Source organism: Streptomyces sp. NPDC054883, from assembly GCF_053610645.1.
This window is the reverse complement of the sequence record NZ_JBSGYT010000006.1, coordinates 149,172-165,310: the sequence shown is the minus strand read 5'-3', so window position 1 is coordinate 165,310 and position 16,139 is coordinate 149,172. Positions and strand designations below refer to the sequence as shown.

Here is a 16,139-nt window from a genome sequence, read left to right as displayed (position 1 = left end):
GCATACCGTAGATATCAGGACGTGTCCAGCGGGAGGCCGCCATGGTCCAGGAACTGCTGACAGCGGTCATCGCGGCGGGCTTGGGCGCCGCGGCGGCCACGGGTGTCGCAGCACGGGTGGTGAGGCAGTACGAGCGGGGCGTGGTCTTCCGCTTCGGCCGGCTGCGGAAAGGCATCCGCGGCCCGGGCTTCACCATGGTCGTCCCGGGCGTCGACCGGCTGCGCAAGGTGAACATGCAGATCGTGACGATGCCGGTGCCCGCGCAGGAGGGCATCACGCGGGACAACGTCACGGTGCGGGTGGACGCGGTCGTCTATTTCAAGGTCGTGGACGCGGCCAGCGCGATCATCGAGGTCGAGGACTACCGCTTCGCGGTCTCGCAGATGGCGCAGACATCGCTGCGGTCGATCATCGGCAAGTCCGACCTGGACGACCTGCTGTCGAACCGGGAGCAGCTCAACCAGGGCCTCGAGCTGATGATCGACAGTCCGGCGGTCGGGTGGGGCGTGCAGATCGACCGGGTGGAGATCAAGGACGTCTCCCTGCCGGAGACGATGAAGCGGTCGATGGCGCGCCAGGCGGAGGCGGACCGCGAGCGCCGGGCCCGGGTCATCAACGCGGACGCGGAGCTCCAGGCGTCGAAGAAACTGGCCGAGGCGGCGGCGGTGATGTCGGAGCAGCCGGCGGCGCTCCAGCTGCGGCTGCTCCAGACGGTGGTGGCGGTCGCCGCGGAGAAGAACTCCACCCTGGTGCTGCCCTTCCCGGTGGAGCTGCTGCGCTTCCTCGAACGCGCCGCCCCGACCCCGTCGGACGCGACGGCGCCCCCGCCGGCGGCCCCGGCGCCGCGTCCGCACGAGCCGGCCGCGGAAGGCGCGCAGCCGCCGGAGGCGGCGGAGGCGGCGGCCGGCCCCGGCTTCGACCGGGTGAACGGCTCTCGGGACCCGGACCCGGACCCGGTCCTCCCCCCGGGCCACCCCGTCCCCCCGCCGTCGGCGCCGGACGAACCGGACACCTGACGGAGGGCGGGGCCGGCGGGCTACGTGAGGCGCGCCAGGGCCTCCGCGAGGGGGAGTTCCTCGCGGGTGCCGGCGGCGCGGTCCTGGAGTTCGACCACCCCGTCGGCGGAGCGGCGTCCCGCCACCAGGATCCAGGGCACGCCGATCAGCTCCGCGTCCGTGAGCTTGACGCCGGGCGACAGGCCGGGCCGGTCGTCCAGGAGGACCCGTCGGCCGGCCTCCGCCAGGGCCGCGGCCGCCGATTCGGCCAGTGCCAGGGGCACGGCCTTGCCGGCGGCCACCACGTGGACGTCGGCGGGGGCGACCGAGGCCGGCCAGCACAGGCCCCGCTCGTCGGCCGTCTGCTCGGCCAGCGCGGCGACCACGCGGGAGACGCCGATGCCGTAGGAGCCCATGGTGACCCGGACCGGCTTGCCCTCGCGGCCGAGCACGTCGAGCCCGAAGGCGTCGGCGTACTTGCGGCCCAACTGGAAGATGTGCCCGATCTCGATCGCCCGGTCCAGCGCGAGTCCGCTGCCGCAGGCGGGGCAGGGGTCACCCGGCTCGACCACCACGACGTCCAGGTACCGGTCGACCTCGAAGTCACGGCCGCACACCACGTTCCGGGCGTGCGTGCCGGGCTTGTTGGCACCCGTCACCCAGGAAGTCCCGGGCGCGACGCGGGGGTCGGCCAGGTAGCGCACCTTCCCCAGACCCTGCGGGCCCACGTAGCCGCGGACCAGATCGGGCCGGTCGGCGAAGTCCTCCGCCGTCACCAACTCCACGACGGCGGGGGCGAGGTGCTCGCCGAGCTTGCCCAGGTCCACCTCCCGGTCGCCGGGCACGCCGACGGCGACGATCTCGCCGTCCACCTTGACGAGGAGGTTCTTGAGCGTGGCCGAGGCGGGCACGCCGAGGTGCGCCGCCAGCGTCTCGATGGTCGGGGTGTCGGGGGTGGGGATCTCCTCCAGCGGGCCGTGTTCGGCCGCCACGGGCGTCACGGGGAAGGTGACCGCCTCCGTGTTCGCCGCGTAGTCGCAGGACGGGCAGTCCGCGAAGGTGTCCTCACCCGCGCGGGCCGGTGCCAGGAACTCCTCGGAGGCCGAGCCGCCCATCGCGCCGGAGACCGCGGAGACGATCCGGTGGTCCAGACCGAGCCGCTCGAAGATCCGCTGGTAGGCGGCGCGGTGGAGGGCGTACGACTGCGCGAGCCCCTCGTCGCTGACGTCGAAGGAGTACGAGTCCTTCATCTGGAACTCGCGGCCCCGCAGCACGCCCGAGCGCGGCCGGGCCTCGTCGCGGTACTTGGTCTGGATCTGGTACAGCATGACCGGCAGGTCCTTGTAGGACGTGCACTGGTCCTTCACGAGCAGGGTGAAGATCTCCTCGTGGGTGGGGCCGAGCAGGTAGTCCGCACCCTTGCGGTCCTTGAGCCGGAAGAGCAGGTCCCCGTACTCCGACCAGCGGCCGCTTACCTCGTACGGCTCCCTCGGCAGCAGCGCCGGCAGCAGCACCTCCTGCGCCCCGATCGCGTCCATCTCCTCGCGCACGATGCGGGAGACGTTCTCCAGGACCCGCTTGCCGAGCGGCAGCCAGGTCCACACCCCGGCGGAGCTGCGCCGGACGTAGCCGGCGCGGACGAGGAGGCGGTGGCTGAGGGTCTCGGCGTCGGCCGGGTCCTCACGGAGGGTCTTGGCCAGGAGCCGGGACATGCGCTGCACGTGTTGCGTTGACATGAAGGGAGCCTACCGAGGCTCCCTGCCGATCCCTCATCGAATTCCGGGCCTGCGCAGCGGCAGCGGGGCACCCATCACGGCGTACGGCAGGCTCGCGCTCGGGAAGTACACCCGGCGGGCCAGGTCGGTGTAGCCGAGCGCGCGGTACAGGGCGCGGGCCGGGCTGTCGGTGTCGATGGCGGACAGGATGGAGCGCGGTTCGGCGGCGGAATCGGTGATCCGGGTGATCAGCTCCCGGCCGACGCCGTGGCCCTGGAACCCGGGGTGGACGTGCAGTTCGGTGATGACGAAGGAGCCGTCGAGCCAGCCCTCGTGGCCTCCGGTGCGCAGGTAGGGCTCGACGACGGTGGACCACCAGTGGTCGCGGTCGTTCGGCATGCCGTAGACGAAACCGGCCAGCGCGCCGTCGTCGGTGTACGCGCCGAGCGCGCGGGCGCCCCGGCAGGCCATGTGGCGCTGGACGATGTAGCGCCGGATGGCGACTTCCTCGTCGCTGAGCCCGAAGGCGACGGCCTGCACGCGCAGGGCCTCGTCCACGCGGGCGGCGAGGTCGAGGGGGCCGATGCGGAGTCCGGCGGGCCGGTGGGGGCCGTCGCCTCCGGGGGTAGGCAGCATGCGGTGACCTTACTCGGCGGTAGCGGCGAGGGGTACGGGTCGGGCGCCGGGTTTCCGCGGGCCGGGAGGATCAGAACAGCACGCTCATGAAGGCGCCGACCTCGCGGAAACCCACGCGCCGGTAGGCCGCCCGCGCGGCGGCGTTGAAGTCGTTGACGTAGAGGCTGACCACGGGGGCCACGTCGCGAAGGGCGTACTCCACTACGGCTGCCATGCCCGCCTCGGAGTGCCCGCGCCCGCGGAACTCGGGGTCGACCCAGACGCCTTGGATCTGGCACGCGCGCGGGGTGGCGGCGCCGATCTCGGCCTTGAAGACGATCCTGCCGTTCTCGACGCGGGCGAACGAGCGTCCGCTGCCGACGAGTTCGGCGACCCGGGCCTGGTAGAGCAGCCCGCCGTCCCCGGCGAGCGGGGAGATGCCGACCTCTTCGGTGAACATGGCCACGCAGGCGGGCATGATCAGGTCCATCTCGTCCTTGCGGACCCGGCGGACCAGGGGGTCCGGCCGGACCTCGGCGGACGACTGTTCGGTGATCATCAGCGGCTGGTGGGAGCGGACGTCCCGGGCGGGTCCCCAGCTGGGTTCCAGGAGGCGCCACAGCAGCCGGGTGGCCTCGGCCGGGCCGACGATGGAGGAGCAGCGCCGGCCGGTGCGCCGGGCCCGGTCGGCGAAGGCGCGTACGGCGTCGGGGCCGGCGCAGACGGGGACGAGGTTGGCGCCCGCGTAGCAGAGGGAGCGCAGCTCGCCGTCCGAGTACCAGCCCCACATCTCGCCGCCCAGGCGCCAGGGGTCGAGACCGGCGACCTGGACCCGGGAGGTGACGAAGGCGTTCTCGACCGGCTCGCGCCCGAGGACTTCGAGCGCGGAGTCGAGATCACTGGGTTCAAGGACCCGGGTGGTGGTCTGCGTCAACACTGGGGCCTCACCATGCAAGTCTGCTGATCTCCGCACTGTACCCGGCGCCGCACCGCGATGCCCGGCCCCACAGGTCACGAAAAAACCCCGCCCCCGCCCCCGTACTGCGGGCATGGGAGCGGGAGCGGGAGCGGCCGTAGTCGGCACGGGCGAAGCGAGCCGAAGGGGCGCGCCGGGGGGCGCTTCCCGGCCGGAGGCCGGGGGAGAACAGGGTCCTCGCGCTGAAGACCGCGAGGCACGAGCGGTATGAGCACGTGGAGCCTGTGAGTCGGGCTTGTAGCGCCCCGGAGGCGAGCCGAGCCCAAAAAATCAGACGCCGATGGCGACGGTGGGTTCGCCGGAGGGGATGCCGTCCTTCTCCATCTGCGCGGCGATCTTCATCGCCTCTTCGATGAGCGTCTCCACGATCTTCGACTCGGGAACGGTCTTGATGACCTCGCCCTTGACGAAGATCTGGCCCTTGCCGTTGCCGGAGGCGACACCGAGGTCGGCCTCGCGGGCCTCGCCGGGGCCGTTCACGACGCAGCCCATGACCGCGACGCGCAGCGGGACCTCCATGCCCTCCAGGCCCGCGGTGACCTCCTCGGCCAGCTTGTACACGTCGACCTGGGCGCGGCCGCAGGACGGGCAGGAGACGATCTCCAGGCGGCGGGGCTTGAGGTTCAGCGACTCCAGGATCTGGATGCCGACCTTGACCTCCTCGACCGGCGGCGCGGAGAGCGAGACGCGGATGGTGTCGCCGATGCCCTCGGACAGCAGCGCGCCGAACGCGACGGCGGACTTGATGGTGCCCTGGAAGGCCGGGCCGGCCTCGGTGACGCCCAGGTGCAGCGGGTAGTCGCAGGCGGCGGCCAGCTGGCGGTAGGCGTTGACCATGACGACCGGGTCGTTGTGCTTGACCGAGATCTTGATGTCGCTGAAGCCGTGCTCCTCGAAGAGGGAGGCCTCCCACAGCGCCGACTCGACGAGCGCCTCGGGGGTGGCCTTGCCGTACTTCTTGAGCAGCCGGGCGTCGAGCGAGCCCGCGTTGACGCCGATCCGGATCGGGGTGCGGGTCTCGTTCGCGGCGCGCGCGATCTCCTTGACCTTGTCGTCGAACTGCTTGATGTTGCCGGGGTTGACGCGGACGGCGGCGCAGCCGGCGTCGATGGCCGCGAACACGTACTTCGGCTGGAAGTGGATGTCGGCGATGACCGGGATCTGAGACTTCTTCGCGATCACCGCGAGGGCGTCGGCGTCGTCCTGCGTGGGGCAGGCCACGCGGACGATGTTGCAGCCGGAGGCGGTCAGCTCGGCGATCTGCTGGAGCGTGGCGCCGATGTCGGAAGTGCGGGTCGTGGTCATCGACTGCACCGAGATGGGTGCGTCGCCGCCGACGGCCACGGAGCCGACCTGGATCTTGCGGCTGACCCGGCGGTCGGCGAGCTTCGTCGGCACGGACGGCATTCCGAGAGAGATGGCAGTCATCTGCTGTGCAACCCCAAGGTGTGGATCAAGGTCCCGAGATCGGCGGGCTCCAGGCTTCGAGATTACGCCAAGGCGGGGGTGACCCACGCATCGCAGGGTCCGCGCCACCCGAACGTAGGGAGCCGGGCACGATCCGTGCCCGGCTCCCGTAGGTGTACTCGTAGGACTGTCGTGCGCTAGCTGATCTTGATCGGGTTGACCACGTCGGCCACGAGCACCAGCAGCGTGAAGCAGACGAAGACGCCTGCGACGACGTACGCGGCGGGCATCAGCTTCGCCACGTCGAACGGGCCGGGGTCGGCGCGCCGGAAGACGCGGGCCACGTTGCGCCGCACGGACTCCCACAGGGCGCCGGCGATGTGGCCGCCGTCCAGCGGCAGCAGGGGCAGCATGTTGAACAGGAACAGCGAGAGGTTGAACATCCCGAGGACGCTCAGCATCGTGGCGAGGCGCTGCTCGCCGGGGATGTCCAGGGTGGCGATCTCCCCGCTGATGCGGGCGGCGCCCACGATGCCCATCGGGGAGTCGGGCTGGCGTTCGGCGCCGTTGAAGGCCGCGTTCCACAGGGCGGGGATCTTCTCCGGCAGGCGCAGGAGTCCCTGCACGCTGCTCTGTGCGACATCGCCCATGTGTTCCACGGACTCGCCGAAGGTGAGCGGTGCGATGACTTCCCTGGGACCGAAGCCGAGCCAGCCGGCCGTCACGTACTGGCCCTTGACGTAGCCGCCGTGGCCGTCGGTCTTGGCGACCTTGTTCTCGATCAGCGTCGCCTGGAGGGTCTGCTCGCGCCCGTCCCGGACGACGGTGACGGTGGCGGGGCCGACGGTGTCGCGGATCTTCTTCTGGAGCACGGCCCAGTCGGTGATCCGCTTGCCGTTGAAGGCCACGATCTTGTCACCCGTCCGCAGGCCCGCCTTCTTGGCGGGGGCCACCGGGTCGCCGTCCTTGCAGACCTCGCGCTTCTCGCTCTGCTGGATGACGCAGGGGGAGACGGACGCCACCTGGGTGGTGGTCTGGTTGACGCCGAAGGTCATCCACAGCCCGAAGAAGATCACCAGGGCCAGGACGAGGTTCATGAACGGGCCCGCGAACATCACGATCACGCGCTTCCAGGGCTTGCGCGTGTAGAACAGCCGGCTCTCGTCCCCCGGCTGGAGTTCCTCGTACGCAGCCGAGCGCGCGTCCTCGATCATCGACCGGAAGGGGGAGGTCGAGCGCGCGCTGACCTTGCCGTCCTCACCGGGCGGGAACATCCCGATCATGCGGATGTAGCCGCCCATCGGGATGGCCTTGATGCCGTACTCCGTCTCGCCCTTCTTGCGCGACCAGACGGTCCGGCCGAAGCCGACCATGTACTGGGGCACGCGGATGCCGAAGAGTTTGGCCGTCGAGAGGTGGCCGAGCTCGTGCCAGGCGATGGAGAACAACAGGCCGAACACGAAGACGACCACACCGATCAAGGTCAGCAAGATCGTCATGCGCGCGCCTCCACGGCGGCCCGTGCCGCCAGCTCCCGTGCCCGGGCCCTGGCCCAGGTCTCCGCTTCAAGGACGTCCGGGACGGTGAGGGAAGTTCCCGCGTCCGGTGTTCCGTGCTCATCGACCACGGACGAGACCGTATCCATGATTGCTGTGAACGGCAGCCGACCGGCCAGGAAGGCCGCCACGCACTCCTCGTTCGCCGCATTGAACACGGCGGGCGCCGTGGAGCCGAGGGTACCGACGTGCCGGGCCAGGTCCACCGCCGGGAAGGCCTCGGTGTCCAGTGGGAAGAACTCCCAGCTCGACGCCTTCGTCCAGTCGAAGGCGGGGGCCGCGTCGGGGATCCGCTCGGGCCAGCCGAGGCCGATCGCGATCGGGCCGCGCATGTCGGGCGGGGTGGCCTGGGCCAGCGTCGAACCGTCGGTGAACTCGACCATCGAGTGGACGTAAGACTGGGGGTGGACCACGACCTCGATGCGGTCGAAGGGGATGTCGTAGAGCAGGTGCGCCTCGATGACCTCCAGCCCCTTGTTGACCAGCGTCGCCGAGTTGACGGTGATCACCGGGCCCATCGCCCAGGTGGGGTGCGCGAGGGCGTCCTGCACGGTGACCTGCGCCAGCTCGGCCCGGGTGCGGCCGCGGAAGGGGCCGCCCGAGGCCGTGACCACGAGCTTGCGGACGTCGGCCCGGGTCCCGGCGGCCAGTGCCTGGAAGAGCGCGGCGTGCTCGGAGTCCACCGGGATGATCTGGCCCGGCTTCGCGAGGGCCTTGACCAGCGGGCCGCCGACGATCAGCGACTCCTTGTTGGCCAGCGCCAGCGTCCGGCCGGCACGCAGCGCGGCGAGGGTGGGCGCGAGGCCGATGGAACCGGTGATGCCGTTGAGGACGGTGTGGCACGGGGAGGCGGCGAGTTCGGCAGCCGCGTCCGGCCCGGCCAGGATCTCGGGCTGCGGCTCGGACCCGCCGTACTGGGCGCTCAGCGCCTCTTTCAGCGCGGGGACCGCGTCCTCGTCGGCCACCGCGACGCTCCGCACGCGCAGCCGCCGGGCCTGTTCGGCCAGCAGCGCGACGCGTCCGCCGGCGGCGGACAGCGCGGTCACCCGGAAGCGGTCCGGGTTGCGCAGGGCGAGGTCGATGGCCTGGGTGCCGATGGAGCCGGTGGAGCCGAGGATGACGATGTCCCGGCGGCCGACCGCGGGGTCGAAGAGGAGGTGCGGGTCGGCCAAGGGGGCTGGGCTGTCGGTCATGCCCCCCATTGTTGCCGCAACTCAGGAGCGGTTGGACACGGAGTCCCCTTGAATGACGGCGGCCAGCAGCTCGGGGAGGGTCCCGGCGAAGTCGGGGAGCGTCAGGGCGGCCCGCCACCAGGCTTCGCCGTCGCCGCCGAGGGCCGCCGTGAGCAGCCGGTCGGCCTCGGCGCGGGAGGCGAGCACGGCGGCCGGCCGGTCGTGCCGGTCGGGGTAGTCGACGTCGCCGAGCCAGTGGTCCTCGTCCAGGGCCCAGGCGGCGGGGGCCTTGTGCCGCAGTACGTCGGTGCCCGTGAGCAGGCCCGCGTCCAGACAGGCGCGGACCCAGCGGATGTCCTCGCGCAGGTCGCCCATGGCGTTGGGCACCCCGAGGCTGGCGAGGGCCAGCTCCCGGTCCACGCCCGGCTCCGGTTCCGGTGCGGCGCCGGGCGCGAGCGCGTCGACGGCTTCGGTGAGGCCCGGAGCTTCGGGTGCGGGGTGCGCCGGCGCGGTTCCGGCGGCCACGGCGGCGGCCAGCTCCGGGAGGGTGCCGGGGAACCCGGGGGCGCTGCGGTGCAGTTCGGCCCACAGCCGCGGGTCGTCACCGAGCACCGGGTGCAGGACGCGGACCAGGGCGGCCCGCATCCCGGCCCACTCGGCGAGGTTCCACGCGAAGCGCCCGATGGCGTGGGCCTGTCCGAGCAGCAGGGTCCGGTGGGCGGGTGCGACGACCGCCGCGAGTTCATCGAAGGTCAGGGTGCCGGTGCGGACGGCCCGGACGGCGGGGCGGTGCCACTGGGGCCCGTACGTGTGCTGCGCGCGCGTGTCGAGCAGGGCGAGTACGGCCGCCCGGTCGAGCCCGGCGACAAGCAGCAGGGCCTCGACGGAGCCGGGCGGCAGCGGGGCGCGGGCGTGCTCGCGCAGCAGGGTCTGCGGGTCGAGCTCGTGGGGCAGGGCCAGCACGTCGAGCGGTATTCGCGGGCGGCGGCTGCCGTGGCGGCGCAGCAGGGCGATGAGTTCCGTACTGCTCAACGCGGGGCCGGGCGCCCCGGGTGTGGCGGGGGTGCGGCCCAGTTCGGCGCTCAGGGTGGCGAGCAGCTGCGGCGAGGCGCCGGGGCGGCGCCGGTAGCGGGCGGGCCCGGGCAGCCCCGGCAGCGGGCGGCCGAGCACGTGCGGGTTGCGGGCGACGTTGCGGCGGTCCTCTTCGGTGCCGTCGCGCAGCAGCAGGGTGACGGCGGCGGCGGGGAGCTGCCCGTCGCGGCAGAGGTAGCGGCGGGCGGCCGGGTCGAGCCGGCCGAGGAGACCGGCCGCGACCGCGTCCGGTGCGTGGCGCAGCAGCAACGCCACGCACCAGGCCAGTCGTCGGCTGTAGCGGTCTTCCTCGGCCGTCGCCATCGCTGTGCCGCCTCGTGCTCGTGCCGGTTCTCGTACATCAGTCTGACTGCACACCGATCATGGCAGGTCAGCGCAGTGGACGGTGCACGTTTTCCTTCTCTGAGGGGCCGGGGGTGGCGTCGGCGATCCACGGGCCGTCGCCCGAGGGGTCGAGGACGCCTTCCTCCAGCCAGGTGTAGGTGCCGGAGAGGACGCCCGCGACCACCTTGCGGTCCAGGTCGTCCGTGTTGGACCAGAGCCGGCCGAAGAGCTCCTCGACGCGGATCCGGGACTGGCGGCAGAACGCGTCGGCGAGCTGGTAGGCCTCGCGGCCGTGTTCGCCGGTGGCCCGCAGGTGCTCCGCGCGCACGCAGGCCGCGCTCATCGCGAAGAGTTCCGCGCCGATGTCGACGATGCGGCCGAGGAAGCCCTGCTTGGTCTCCATCCGGCCTTGCCAGCGCGCCATCGCCATGAAGGTCATCCGGGCGAGTTTGCGGGCGCTGCGCTCGACGTAGCGCAGGTGGGTGGCGAGGTCGGGGTGGCCCGCCGGGTGGAACTCGCGGTAGGTGCCGGGGACCTGGCCGGCTCCGGTGGCCAGCTTGGGCAGCCAGCGGGCGTAGAACCCGGCGGCGCGGGCACCCGCCTTGGCCTTGTCGCCGAGGTCCTTGTCCGGGTCGATCAGGTCACCGGCGACCGAGAGGTGGGCGTCCACGGCTTCCCGGGCGATCAGCAGGTGCATGATCTCGGTCGAGCCCTCGAAGATGCGGTTGATGCGCAGGTCCCGCAGCAGCTGCTCGGCGGGAACGGCCCGTTCCCCGCGCGCGGCGAGGGACTCGGCGGTCTCGAAGCCGCGTCCGCCGCGGATCTGGACCAGCTCGTCGGCCATCAGGCAGGCCATTTCGGAGCCGTATAGCTTGGCGAGGGCGGCCTCGATGCGGATGTCGTTGCGGTCCTCGTCGGCCATCTGGGAGGCGAGGTCGACCACGGCTTCCAGGGCGAAGGTGGTCGCGGCGATGAAGGAGATCTTCGCCCCGACCGCCTCGTGCCGCGCCACGGGCCGGCCCCACTGCTCGCGCACCCCGGACCACTCGCGGGCGATCTTGAGGCACCACTTCCCGGCGCCGACGCACATGGCGGGCAGCGACAGGCGTCCGGTGTTCAGGGTGGTGAGCGCGATCTTCAGGCCCGCGCCCTCGGCGCCGATCCGCTGCGCGGCGGGGACCCGTACGCGGTGGAAGCGGGTGACGCCGTTCTCCAGGCCGCGCAGGCCCATGAAGGCGTTGCGGTGCTCGACGGTGATGCCGGGCGAGTCCGCCTCCACGACGAAGGCGGTGATCCCGCCGCGGTGGTTCTCGCTCTTGGGGACCCGCGCCATGACCACGAGCAGGTCGGCGACGACCCCGTTGGTGGTCCAGAGCTTCACCCCGTCGAGGACGTACGCCTCCTCCCCGTCCTCGGTGACCGGGACGGCGGTGGTGGCCAGGCGGGCCGGGTCGGAGCCCACGTCGGGCTCGGTGAGGAGGAAGGCGCTGATGGCACTGGTGGCGCAGCGGGGCAGGTAGGCGTCCTTCTGCTCCTGGGTGCCGAACATCTTGAGCGGCTGGGGCACGCCGATCGACTGGTGGGCGGAGAGCAGCGCCCCGATGGCGGGGCTGACCGAACCGACCAGCGCCAGCGCCTTGTTGTAGTACACCTGGGTGAGGCCGAGCCCCCCGTACTTGGGGTCGATCTTCATCCCGAGGGCGCCGAGCTCCTTGAGCCCGCGCACGGTCTCGTCGGGGATCTTCGCCTCGCGCTCGATGCGCTGGCCGTCGATCTCGCGCTCGCAGAAGTCGCGCAGCCGGGCCAGGAAGGCCTCGCCGCGCCGGACGTCTTCGTCGGCGGGCTGCGGGTGGGGGTGGATCAGGTCGAGCCGGAACCGTCCCAGGAACAGTTCCTTGGCGAAGCTGGGCTTGCGCCAGTCCTGCTGCCGGGCCGCTTCCGCGACCTGCCTGGCCTCGCGCTCGGTCACCTTGGGCTGTGTTGCGGACATGCGGGGACTCACCTCGCCGCCGAGTCGGATGACTTTCCGGAATACCGGTCGGTGCTACCTGTCAGTCGTACCCCCTCCGCGGCGCCCGGAAAAGCCGGGCGGGGCAGGGTGGGGGAACGGGCGGGGGAAAAGGGGGACGGCCGGAGCCCCCGCACAGTAGGCTCCGGCCGTCGGCTTTGGGCCGTACGAGTCGGCTCAGATGTCCAGGCCGGTGAGGACCAGGACCCGCTCGTAGGTGTAGTCGTCCATCGCGTAGCGGACGCCCTCGCGGCCGACACCCGACTGCTTGACGCCGCCGTACGGCATCTGGTCGGCGCGGTAGGACGGCGCGTCGCCGACGATCACGCCGCCGACCTCCAGCTCCCGGTGGGCGCGGAACGCGGTCTGGATGTCGCGGGTGAAGACGCCGGTCTGCAGACCGAACTTCGAGTCGTTGACGGCGGCGAAGGCCTCGTCGGTGTTCTCGACCTTCTGGAGCGTGAGGACCGGTCCGAAGACCTCCTCGACGGCGAGCTTGACGCCGGCCGGCAGCTCGGCGACGACGGTGGGCTCGTACGAGGCCCCCTCGCGCTTGCCGCCGGTGAGCAGCTTGGCCCCGGCGGAGACGGCCTCGTCGACCCAGGACTCGACCCGCTTGGCGGCGTCCTCGGAGACGAGGGGGCCGACGTCGGTGGCGGAGTCGGACGGGTCACCGGTGACCTGCGCCTGGACCTTGGCGACGACCTTCTCGACGAGGCGGTCGTACACGGAGGCGTCGGCGATCACGCGCTGCACGGAGATGCAGGACTGGCCGGCCTGGTAGTTCGAGAAGGTCGCGATACGGGTCGCGGCCCAGTCGAGGTCGGCCTCGGAGGACCAGTCGGCGAGGACGACGGCCGCGGCGTTGCCACCGAGCTCCAGGGTGCAGTGCTTGTGGGGCACCGACTGCTGGATGGCGTAGCCGACCGTGTCGGAGCCGGTGAAGGAGATGACGGGCAGGCGCTCGTCCTTGACCAGGGCGGGCATCTTGTCGTTCGCCACCGGCAGGACGGACCAGGAGCCGGCCGGCAGGTCGGTCTCGGCGAGCAGCTCGCCGAGGATGAGGCCGGAGAGCGGGGTGGCCGGGGCCGGCTTCAGGATGATCGGCGCGCCGACGGCGATGGCGGGGGCCACCTTGTGGGCGCACAGGTTCAGCGGGAAGTTGAACGGCGCGATGCCGAGCACCGGGCCCTTGACGAAGCGGCGGGTCAGGGCGAGACGGCCGACGCCACCGGCGTCGGTGTCCAGGCGCTGGGCCTCTCCGCCGTTGAAGCGGCGGGCCTCTTCGGCGGCGAAACGGAACACGGACACCGCACGGCCGACCTCACCGCGGGCCCACTTGATGGGCTTGCCGTTCTCGGCGGAGATCAGCTGGGCGATCTCCTCGGTGCGCTCGACGAGCCGCTTCGAGACGTGGTCGAGGGCGGCGGCGCGGACGTGCGCGGGGGTCGCGGAGAACTCCGCCGTCACGGCGTGGGCCGCGGCCACGGCCTCTTCGACCTGGGCCTCGGTGGGCACGCTGACCGTGCCGACCAGGCGTCCGTCCCACGGGGAGTGGACGTCGAAGCTGTCCTCGCCGGTGGCCTGGCGGCCGGCGAGCCAGAAGGCGTGGGTGGAAGTCATGCGAATCCCGGCCCTTCGGAGTTGTGCGGGTCCTTGTCCCCTCCACGGTAGGACTCCGCCGGCGATTCGGCGTTTGTCCGGCATGGAGTACGCGCGCCGGCGGCTGCGCCGCTTTGTCACTGTCCCCACGCCACTTCCCATGCGGAGGCTCCACCCGGGCCCGCCGGGACCGAGGCAAGGCGCCCGGGCCCGGGCACCGCGCCCGCAACCCTGGTGGTAGTGCCCCGGGCGCTGGTACGGCCCCCCTGACTCCGCGCCGAGGCGGCGAGGCCCCCGGGCGCGGCCGCCAGGGACACCGCGTGCCCTGCCCCGCCGATCCCAGCCCCCGGGCGCTGCCACAGCCCGGCGCGGCGGCACGGACCCGGCGCGCCGGCCCGACGTCATGGGCGCCGACCCCCGAGCCCCAGGGCCCGGGGCTGCCGAGCCGAGGCAAGGACCCTGTTCCCCGGCCCTGGTACGGGCCCCCCGGACCGCGGGCCGCGGCACGGGGCTGGACCCCCTCGGGCGCGACAGTGCTCTCCGGGGCCCGGTGGACCGGGACACGGGGCTGGGGTGCCCGTTCCCCGGCACGCCTTCTTGTGCGCTGCCGAGTCCCTGCGCCACCTCGTCCCCGGCACCCGCCGGGGGAGACCCTTCCTGACTCGCCCGCGCAGCAGGACCCTGCCCCGGCGGCATTCGAGGACCGGCCGTGTGGCACCGCTAGACGGCGGGCCCCGCCCGGAGCGGACGCACTCGGAAGGTCCCGAGGGGATAACCGAGCCCGGCCGGCCGGGGCACGGGACGCCCGGGCCCCCGTAGGGGGCCGCCGGGGGTGCGCCCTGGGCGGGCGGTCGTTGCGGGCCCGGGCCGTGTCTCCCCCGGAGGCGGTGGCGCCCACGCCGACGATCCGGCGGCCCGCCGACCAGCCCAGCAGGCTCGTGACCAGCAGGGTTCCGGGCAGGAACGGGGACACGGCCGCCGCCACGACCAGGGTCGCCCGGCGGACGCGCTCGGGCAGTCCCGGCGACGCTGCGGGGAACCGCCCGGCCGGGCTTACGCGTCGGTGGGGCTGGCCTTGAGGGCGAGCCAGAGTTCCATGCGGACGTCCGGGTCGTCGAGGGAGCGGCCGAGGATCTCCTCCACGCGCCGCATCCGGTAGCGCAGGGTGTGCCGGTGCACGCCCAGGTCGACCGCCGCCGCGTCCCACTGGCCGTGGCGCGACAGCCACGCGTACAGCGAGGCCACCAGGTCGCCGCGGCCCTTCTCGTCGTGCTCGCGCAGCGCCCGCAGCGTGCCGTCCGCGAAGGCCCGTACCGCGTCGTCGGCCAGCAGCGGAAGTACGGAACCCGCCGCGAGGTCCTCGTGTTCCACCATCGGGCGCCCGCGCCGGCGGGCCACCGCGAGGGCCTGGTCTGCCTGCTTGCAGGCGGCCGCCACGCCCGAGGTCCCGGCCGGCGCGGACAGGCCGACCACCAGTTCGTCCGGTTCCGGCCCCGCCGAATCCCGCCCGCGCCGCGCCTCCAGCCCCTCCGCGTACTCCGCGCAGGCCTGCACGGCCGAGCCGGCCTCCGCGGCCAGCACCACCAGCCGGCCCTCCTCCGGGACCACCAGCAGCGCCTCCCCCGTCCGGGCCGCCGCCGATTCGACCGCGTCGGTCAGCTGCGCGAGCCCCTCCGGCTGGGCCGTCCCCGCCAGCGCCGGCTCCGCCACGACGATCCGGAACGGGGCGTCCAGCAGGGCCCCGTACAGGTCTCCGGCCACGGCCCGGGCGTGCTCCGCCTCGCCCGTCATCAGCATCCGCAGCACCGCCGCGCCAAGCCGGGACTCCGCGTCGTGCAGCGACCGCGACCGCTCGGTGGTGAGGGTGAGCAGGGCCACCGCGGAGTGCACCGCGTACCGTTCGGCAGTGCCCAGCGGCGCGCCCGTCCCCACGGCCAGCGCACCCCGCGCCCGCCGCCCGGTCCCGAGCGACTGGAGCTCGACGCGGTCCTCCGTCCCGCCCACGACGGCGCTCGCGGGCGCGGGGCGCTCCCGCAGCCGCTCCACGTCCGGGGTCAGCCGGGCGGCCCGGCGCGCCGCCCATTCGGGCGCGGCGGCGACGACCGCGCCGGAGGTGTCGTAGAGCGCGGCCCAGCCGTGCACGTGGGCGGCCAGCTTCGCCAGCAGCTCGGCGGGCCCGTCGGCGGAGAGCGCGGCGCGGGTCAGCTCCCGCTGCGCCTCGAAGCCGGCCGTCACCGCCCGGTACTGGTCGGCCGCGAGCGCCGCCGAGACGGCCTTGCTGATGGCGAGGAACGGGGTCCGGCGGGGCACCTCCAGCAGCGGCAGGTCCTCCTCCCGCGCGGCTTCGACCAGGGCCCCGGGGATCGCCTCGTAGTTGACGCCGATCGCGAAGCCGATGCCCACGACCCCGGCCGCCGCGAGCCGCCGTACGTAGCGGCGCATCTCCTCGGGGTCCTCGGCGTCCAGCTTCATGGCGGTGATCAGCAGCAGCTCGCCGCCCTCCATGTACGGGACGGGGTCGGCGAGCTCGCTGACGTGGGCCCAGCGCACGGGGGTGTCGAGGCGGCTCTCCCCCGCCCGGACGCTGAGCTTGAGGGCCGAGTGCTGGACGAGCGAGGCGAGGGTGAGCGGCATCGGATACCAGGGGCCTTCAACAGGGGGCGGAAGCGGTCGGTGC

The 16,139-nt window shown here is 73.0% G+C and carries 11 protein-coding genes; 1 reads left to right on the top strand and 10 read right to left on the bottom strand.

Annotated elements, in window-relative coordinates:
• Nucleotides 1–41: 41 nt before the first annotated feature.
• Complete coding sequence (locus tag ACWGH1_RS07420) at nt 42–1,016, top strand: slipin family protein (RefSeq protein ID WP_453408504.1); 975 nt, start codon at nt 42–44, stop codon at nt 1,014–1,016.
• A 20-nt stretch (nt 1,017–1,036) separates the two neighbouring features.
• Here ACWGH1_RS07420 and ACWGH1_RS07415 read toward each other — a convergent pair whose 3' ends face one another.
• The 10 genes from ACWGH1_RS07415 to ACWGH1_RS07370 form a co-directional block, all read right to left on the bottom strand.
• Nucleotides 1,037–2,731 (bottom strand): proline--tRNA ligase, encoded by a 1,695-nt coding sequence (locus ACWGH1_RS07415; RefSeq protein ID WP_453408503.1) that lies wholly within the window; start codon nt 2,729–2,731, stop codon nt 1,037–1,039.
• A gap of 33 nt (nt 2,732–2,764) precedes the next feature.
• A complete protein-coding gene (locus ACWGH1_RS07410; protein WP_453355908.1) occupies nt 2,765–3,346 on the bottom strand; it encodes a GNAT family N-acetyltransferase in 582 nt (193 codons plus the stop codon).
• A 70-nt stretch (nt 3,347–3,416) separates the two neighbouring features.
• The gene (locus tag ACWGH1_RS07405; protein ID WP_453355910.1) at nt 3,417–4,259 is read right to left on the bottom strand and encodes a GNAT family N-acetyltransferase; all 843 of its coding nucleotides are present in this window, start codon (nt 4,257–4,259) and stop codon (nt 3,417–3,419) included.
• Between the two features lie 312 nt (nt 4,260–4,571).
• The gene (gene ispG, locus ACWGH1_RS07400; RefSeq protein ID WP_453355907.1) at nt 4,572–5,729 is read right to left on the bottom strand and encodes a flavodoxin-dependent (E)-4-hydroxy-3-methylbut-2-enyl-diphosphate synthase; all 1,158 of its coding nucleotides are present in this window, start codon (nt 5,727–5,729) and stop codon (nt 4,572–4,574) included.
• Between the two features lie 176 nt (nt 5,730–5,905).
• On the bottom strand, nt 5,906–7,207 hold the full coding sequence (locus ACWGH1_RS07395; protein WP_453356620.1) for a M50 family metallopeptidase: 1,302 nt from the start codon (nt 7,205–7,207) through the stop codon (nt 5,906–5,908).
• A complete protein-coding gene (dxr, locus tag ACWGH1_RS07390) occupies nt 7,204–8,457 on the bottom strand; it encodes a 1-deoxy-D-xylulose-5-phosphate reductoisomerase (RefSeq protein ID WP_453356621.1) in 1,254 nt (417 codons plus the stop codon). The genes ACWGH1_RS07395 and dxr overlap by 4 nt, the downstream gene beginning before the upstream one ends.
• Nucleotides 8,458–8,478: 21 nt before the next feature.
• Entirely contained in the window at nt 8,479–9,831 is a 1,353-nt protein-coding gene (locus tag ACWGH1_RS07385; RefSeq protein ID WP_453408502.1) for a hypothetical protein, read from the bottom strand.
• A gap of 67 nt (nt 9,832–9,898) precedes the next feature.
• Nucleotides 9,899–11,842: an acyl-CoA dehydrogenase family protein gene (locus ACWGH1_RS07380; RefSeq protein ID WP_453357398.1), complete on the bottom strand. Its 1,944-nt coding sequence runs from the start codon at nt 11,840–11,842 to the stop codon at nt 9,899–9,901.
• A 195-nt stretch (nt 11,843–12,037) separates the two neighbouring features.
• Entirely contained in the window at nt 12,038–13,483 is a 1,446-nt protein-coding gene (locus tag ACWGH1_RS07375) for an aldehyde dehydrogenase family protein (protein ID WP_453408501.1), read from the bottom strand.
• A gap of 1,032 nt (nt 13,484–14,515) precedes the next feature.
• On the bottom strand, nt 14,516–16,096 hold the full coding sequence (locus ACWGH1_RS07370; protein ID WP_453355469.1) for a PucR family transcriptional regulator: 1,581 nt from the start codon (nt 16,094–16,096) through the stop codon (nt 14,516–14,518).
• Nucleotides 16,097–16,139: the final 43 nt, after the last annotated feature.

What these genes read in the sequence shown, in the direction of transcription:
- ACWGH1_RS07410 (WP_453355908.1), bottom strand. Translation starts at nt 3,346, where the DNA reads ATGCTGCCTACCCCCGGAGGCGACGGCCCCCACCGGCCCGCCGGACTC.
- ACWGH1_RS07415 (WP_453408503.1), bottom strand. Translation starts at nt 2,731, where the DNA reads ATGTCAACGCAACACGTGCAGCGCATGTCCCGGCTCCTGGCCAAGACC.
- dxr (WP_453356621.1), bottom strand. Translation starts at nt 8,457, where the DNA reads ATGACCGACAGCCCAGCCCCCTTGGCCGACCCGCACCTCCTCTTCGAC.
- ACWGH1_RS07385 (WP_453408502.1), bottom strand. Translation starts at nt 9,831, where the DNA reads ATGGCGACGGCCGAGGAAGACCGCTACAGCCGACGACTGGCCTGGTGC.
- ACWGH1_RS07370 (WP_453355469.1), bottom strand. Translation starts at nt 16,096, where the DNA reads ATGCCGCTCACCCTCGCCTCGCTCGTCCAGCACTCGGCCCTCAAGCTC.
- ACWGH1_RS07380 (WP_453357398.1), bottom strand. Translation starts at nt 11,842, where the DNA reads ATGTCCGCAACACAGCCCAAGGTGACCGAGCGCGAGGCCAGGCAGGTC.
- ispG (WP_453355907.1), bottom strand. Translation starts at nt 5,729, where the DNA reads ATGACTGCCATCTCTCTCGGAATGCCGTCCGTGCCGACGAAGCTCGCC.
- ACWGH1_RS07420 (WP_453408504.1), top strand. Translation starts at nt 42, where the DNA reads ATGGTCCAGGAACTGCTGACAGCGGTCATCGCGGCGGGCTTGGGCGCC.
- ACWGH1_RS07395 (WP_453356620.1), bottom strand. Translation starts at nt 7,207, where the DNA reads ATGACGATCTTGCTGACCTTGATCGGTGTGGTCGTCTTCGTGTTCGGC.
- ACWGH1_RS07375 (WP_453408501.1), bottom strand. Translation starts at nt 13,483, where the DNA reads ATGACTTCCACCCACGCCTTCTGGCTCGCCGGCCGCCAGGCCACCGGC.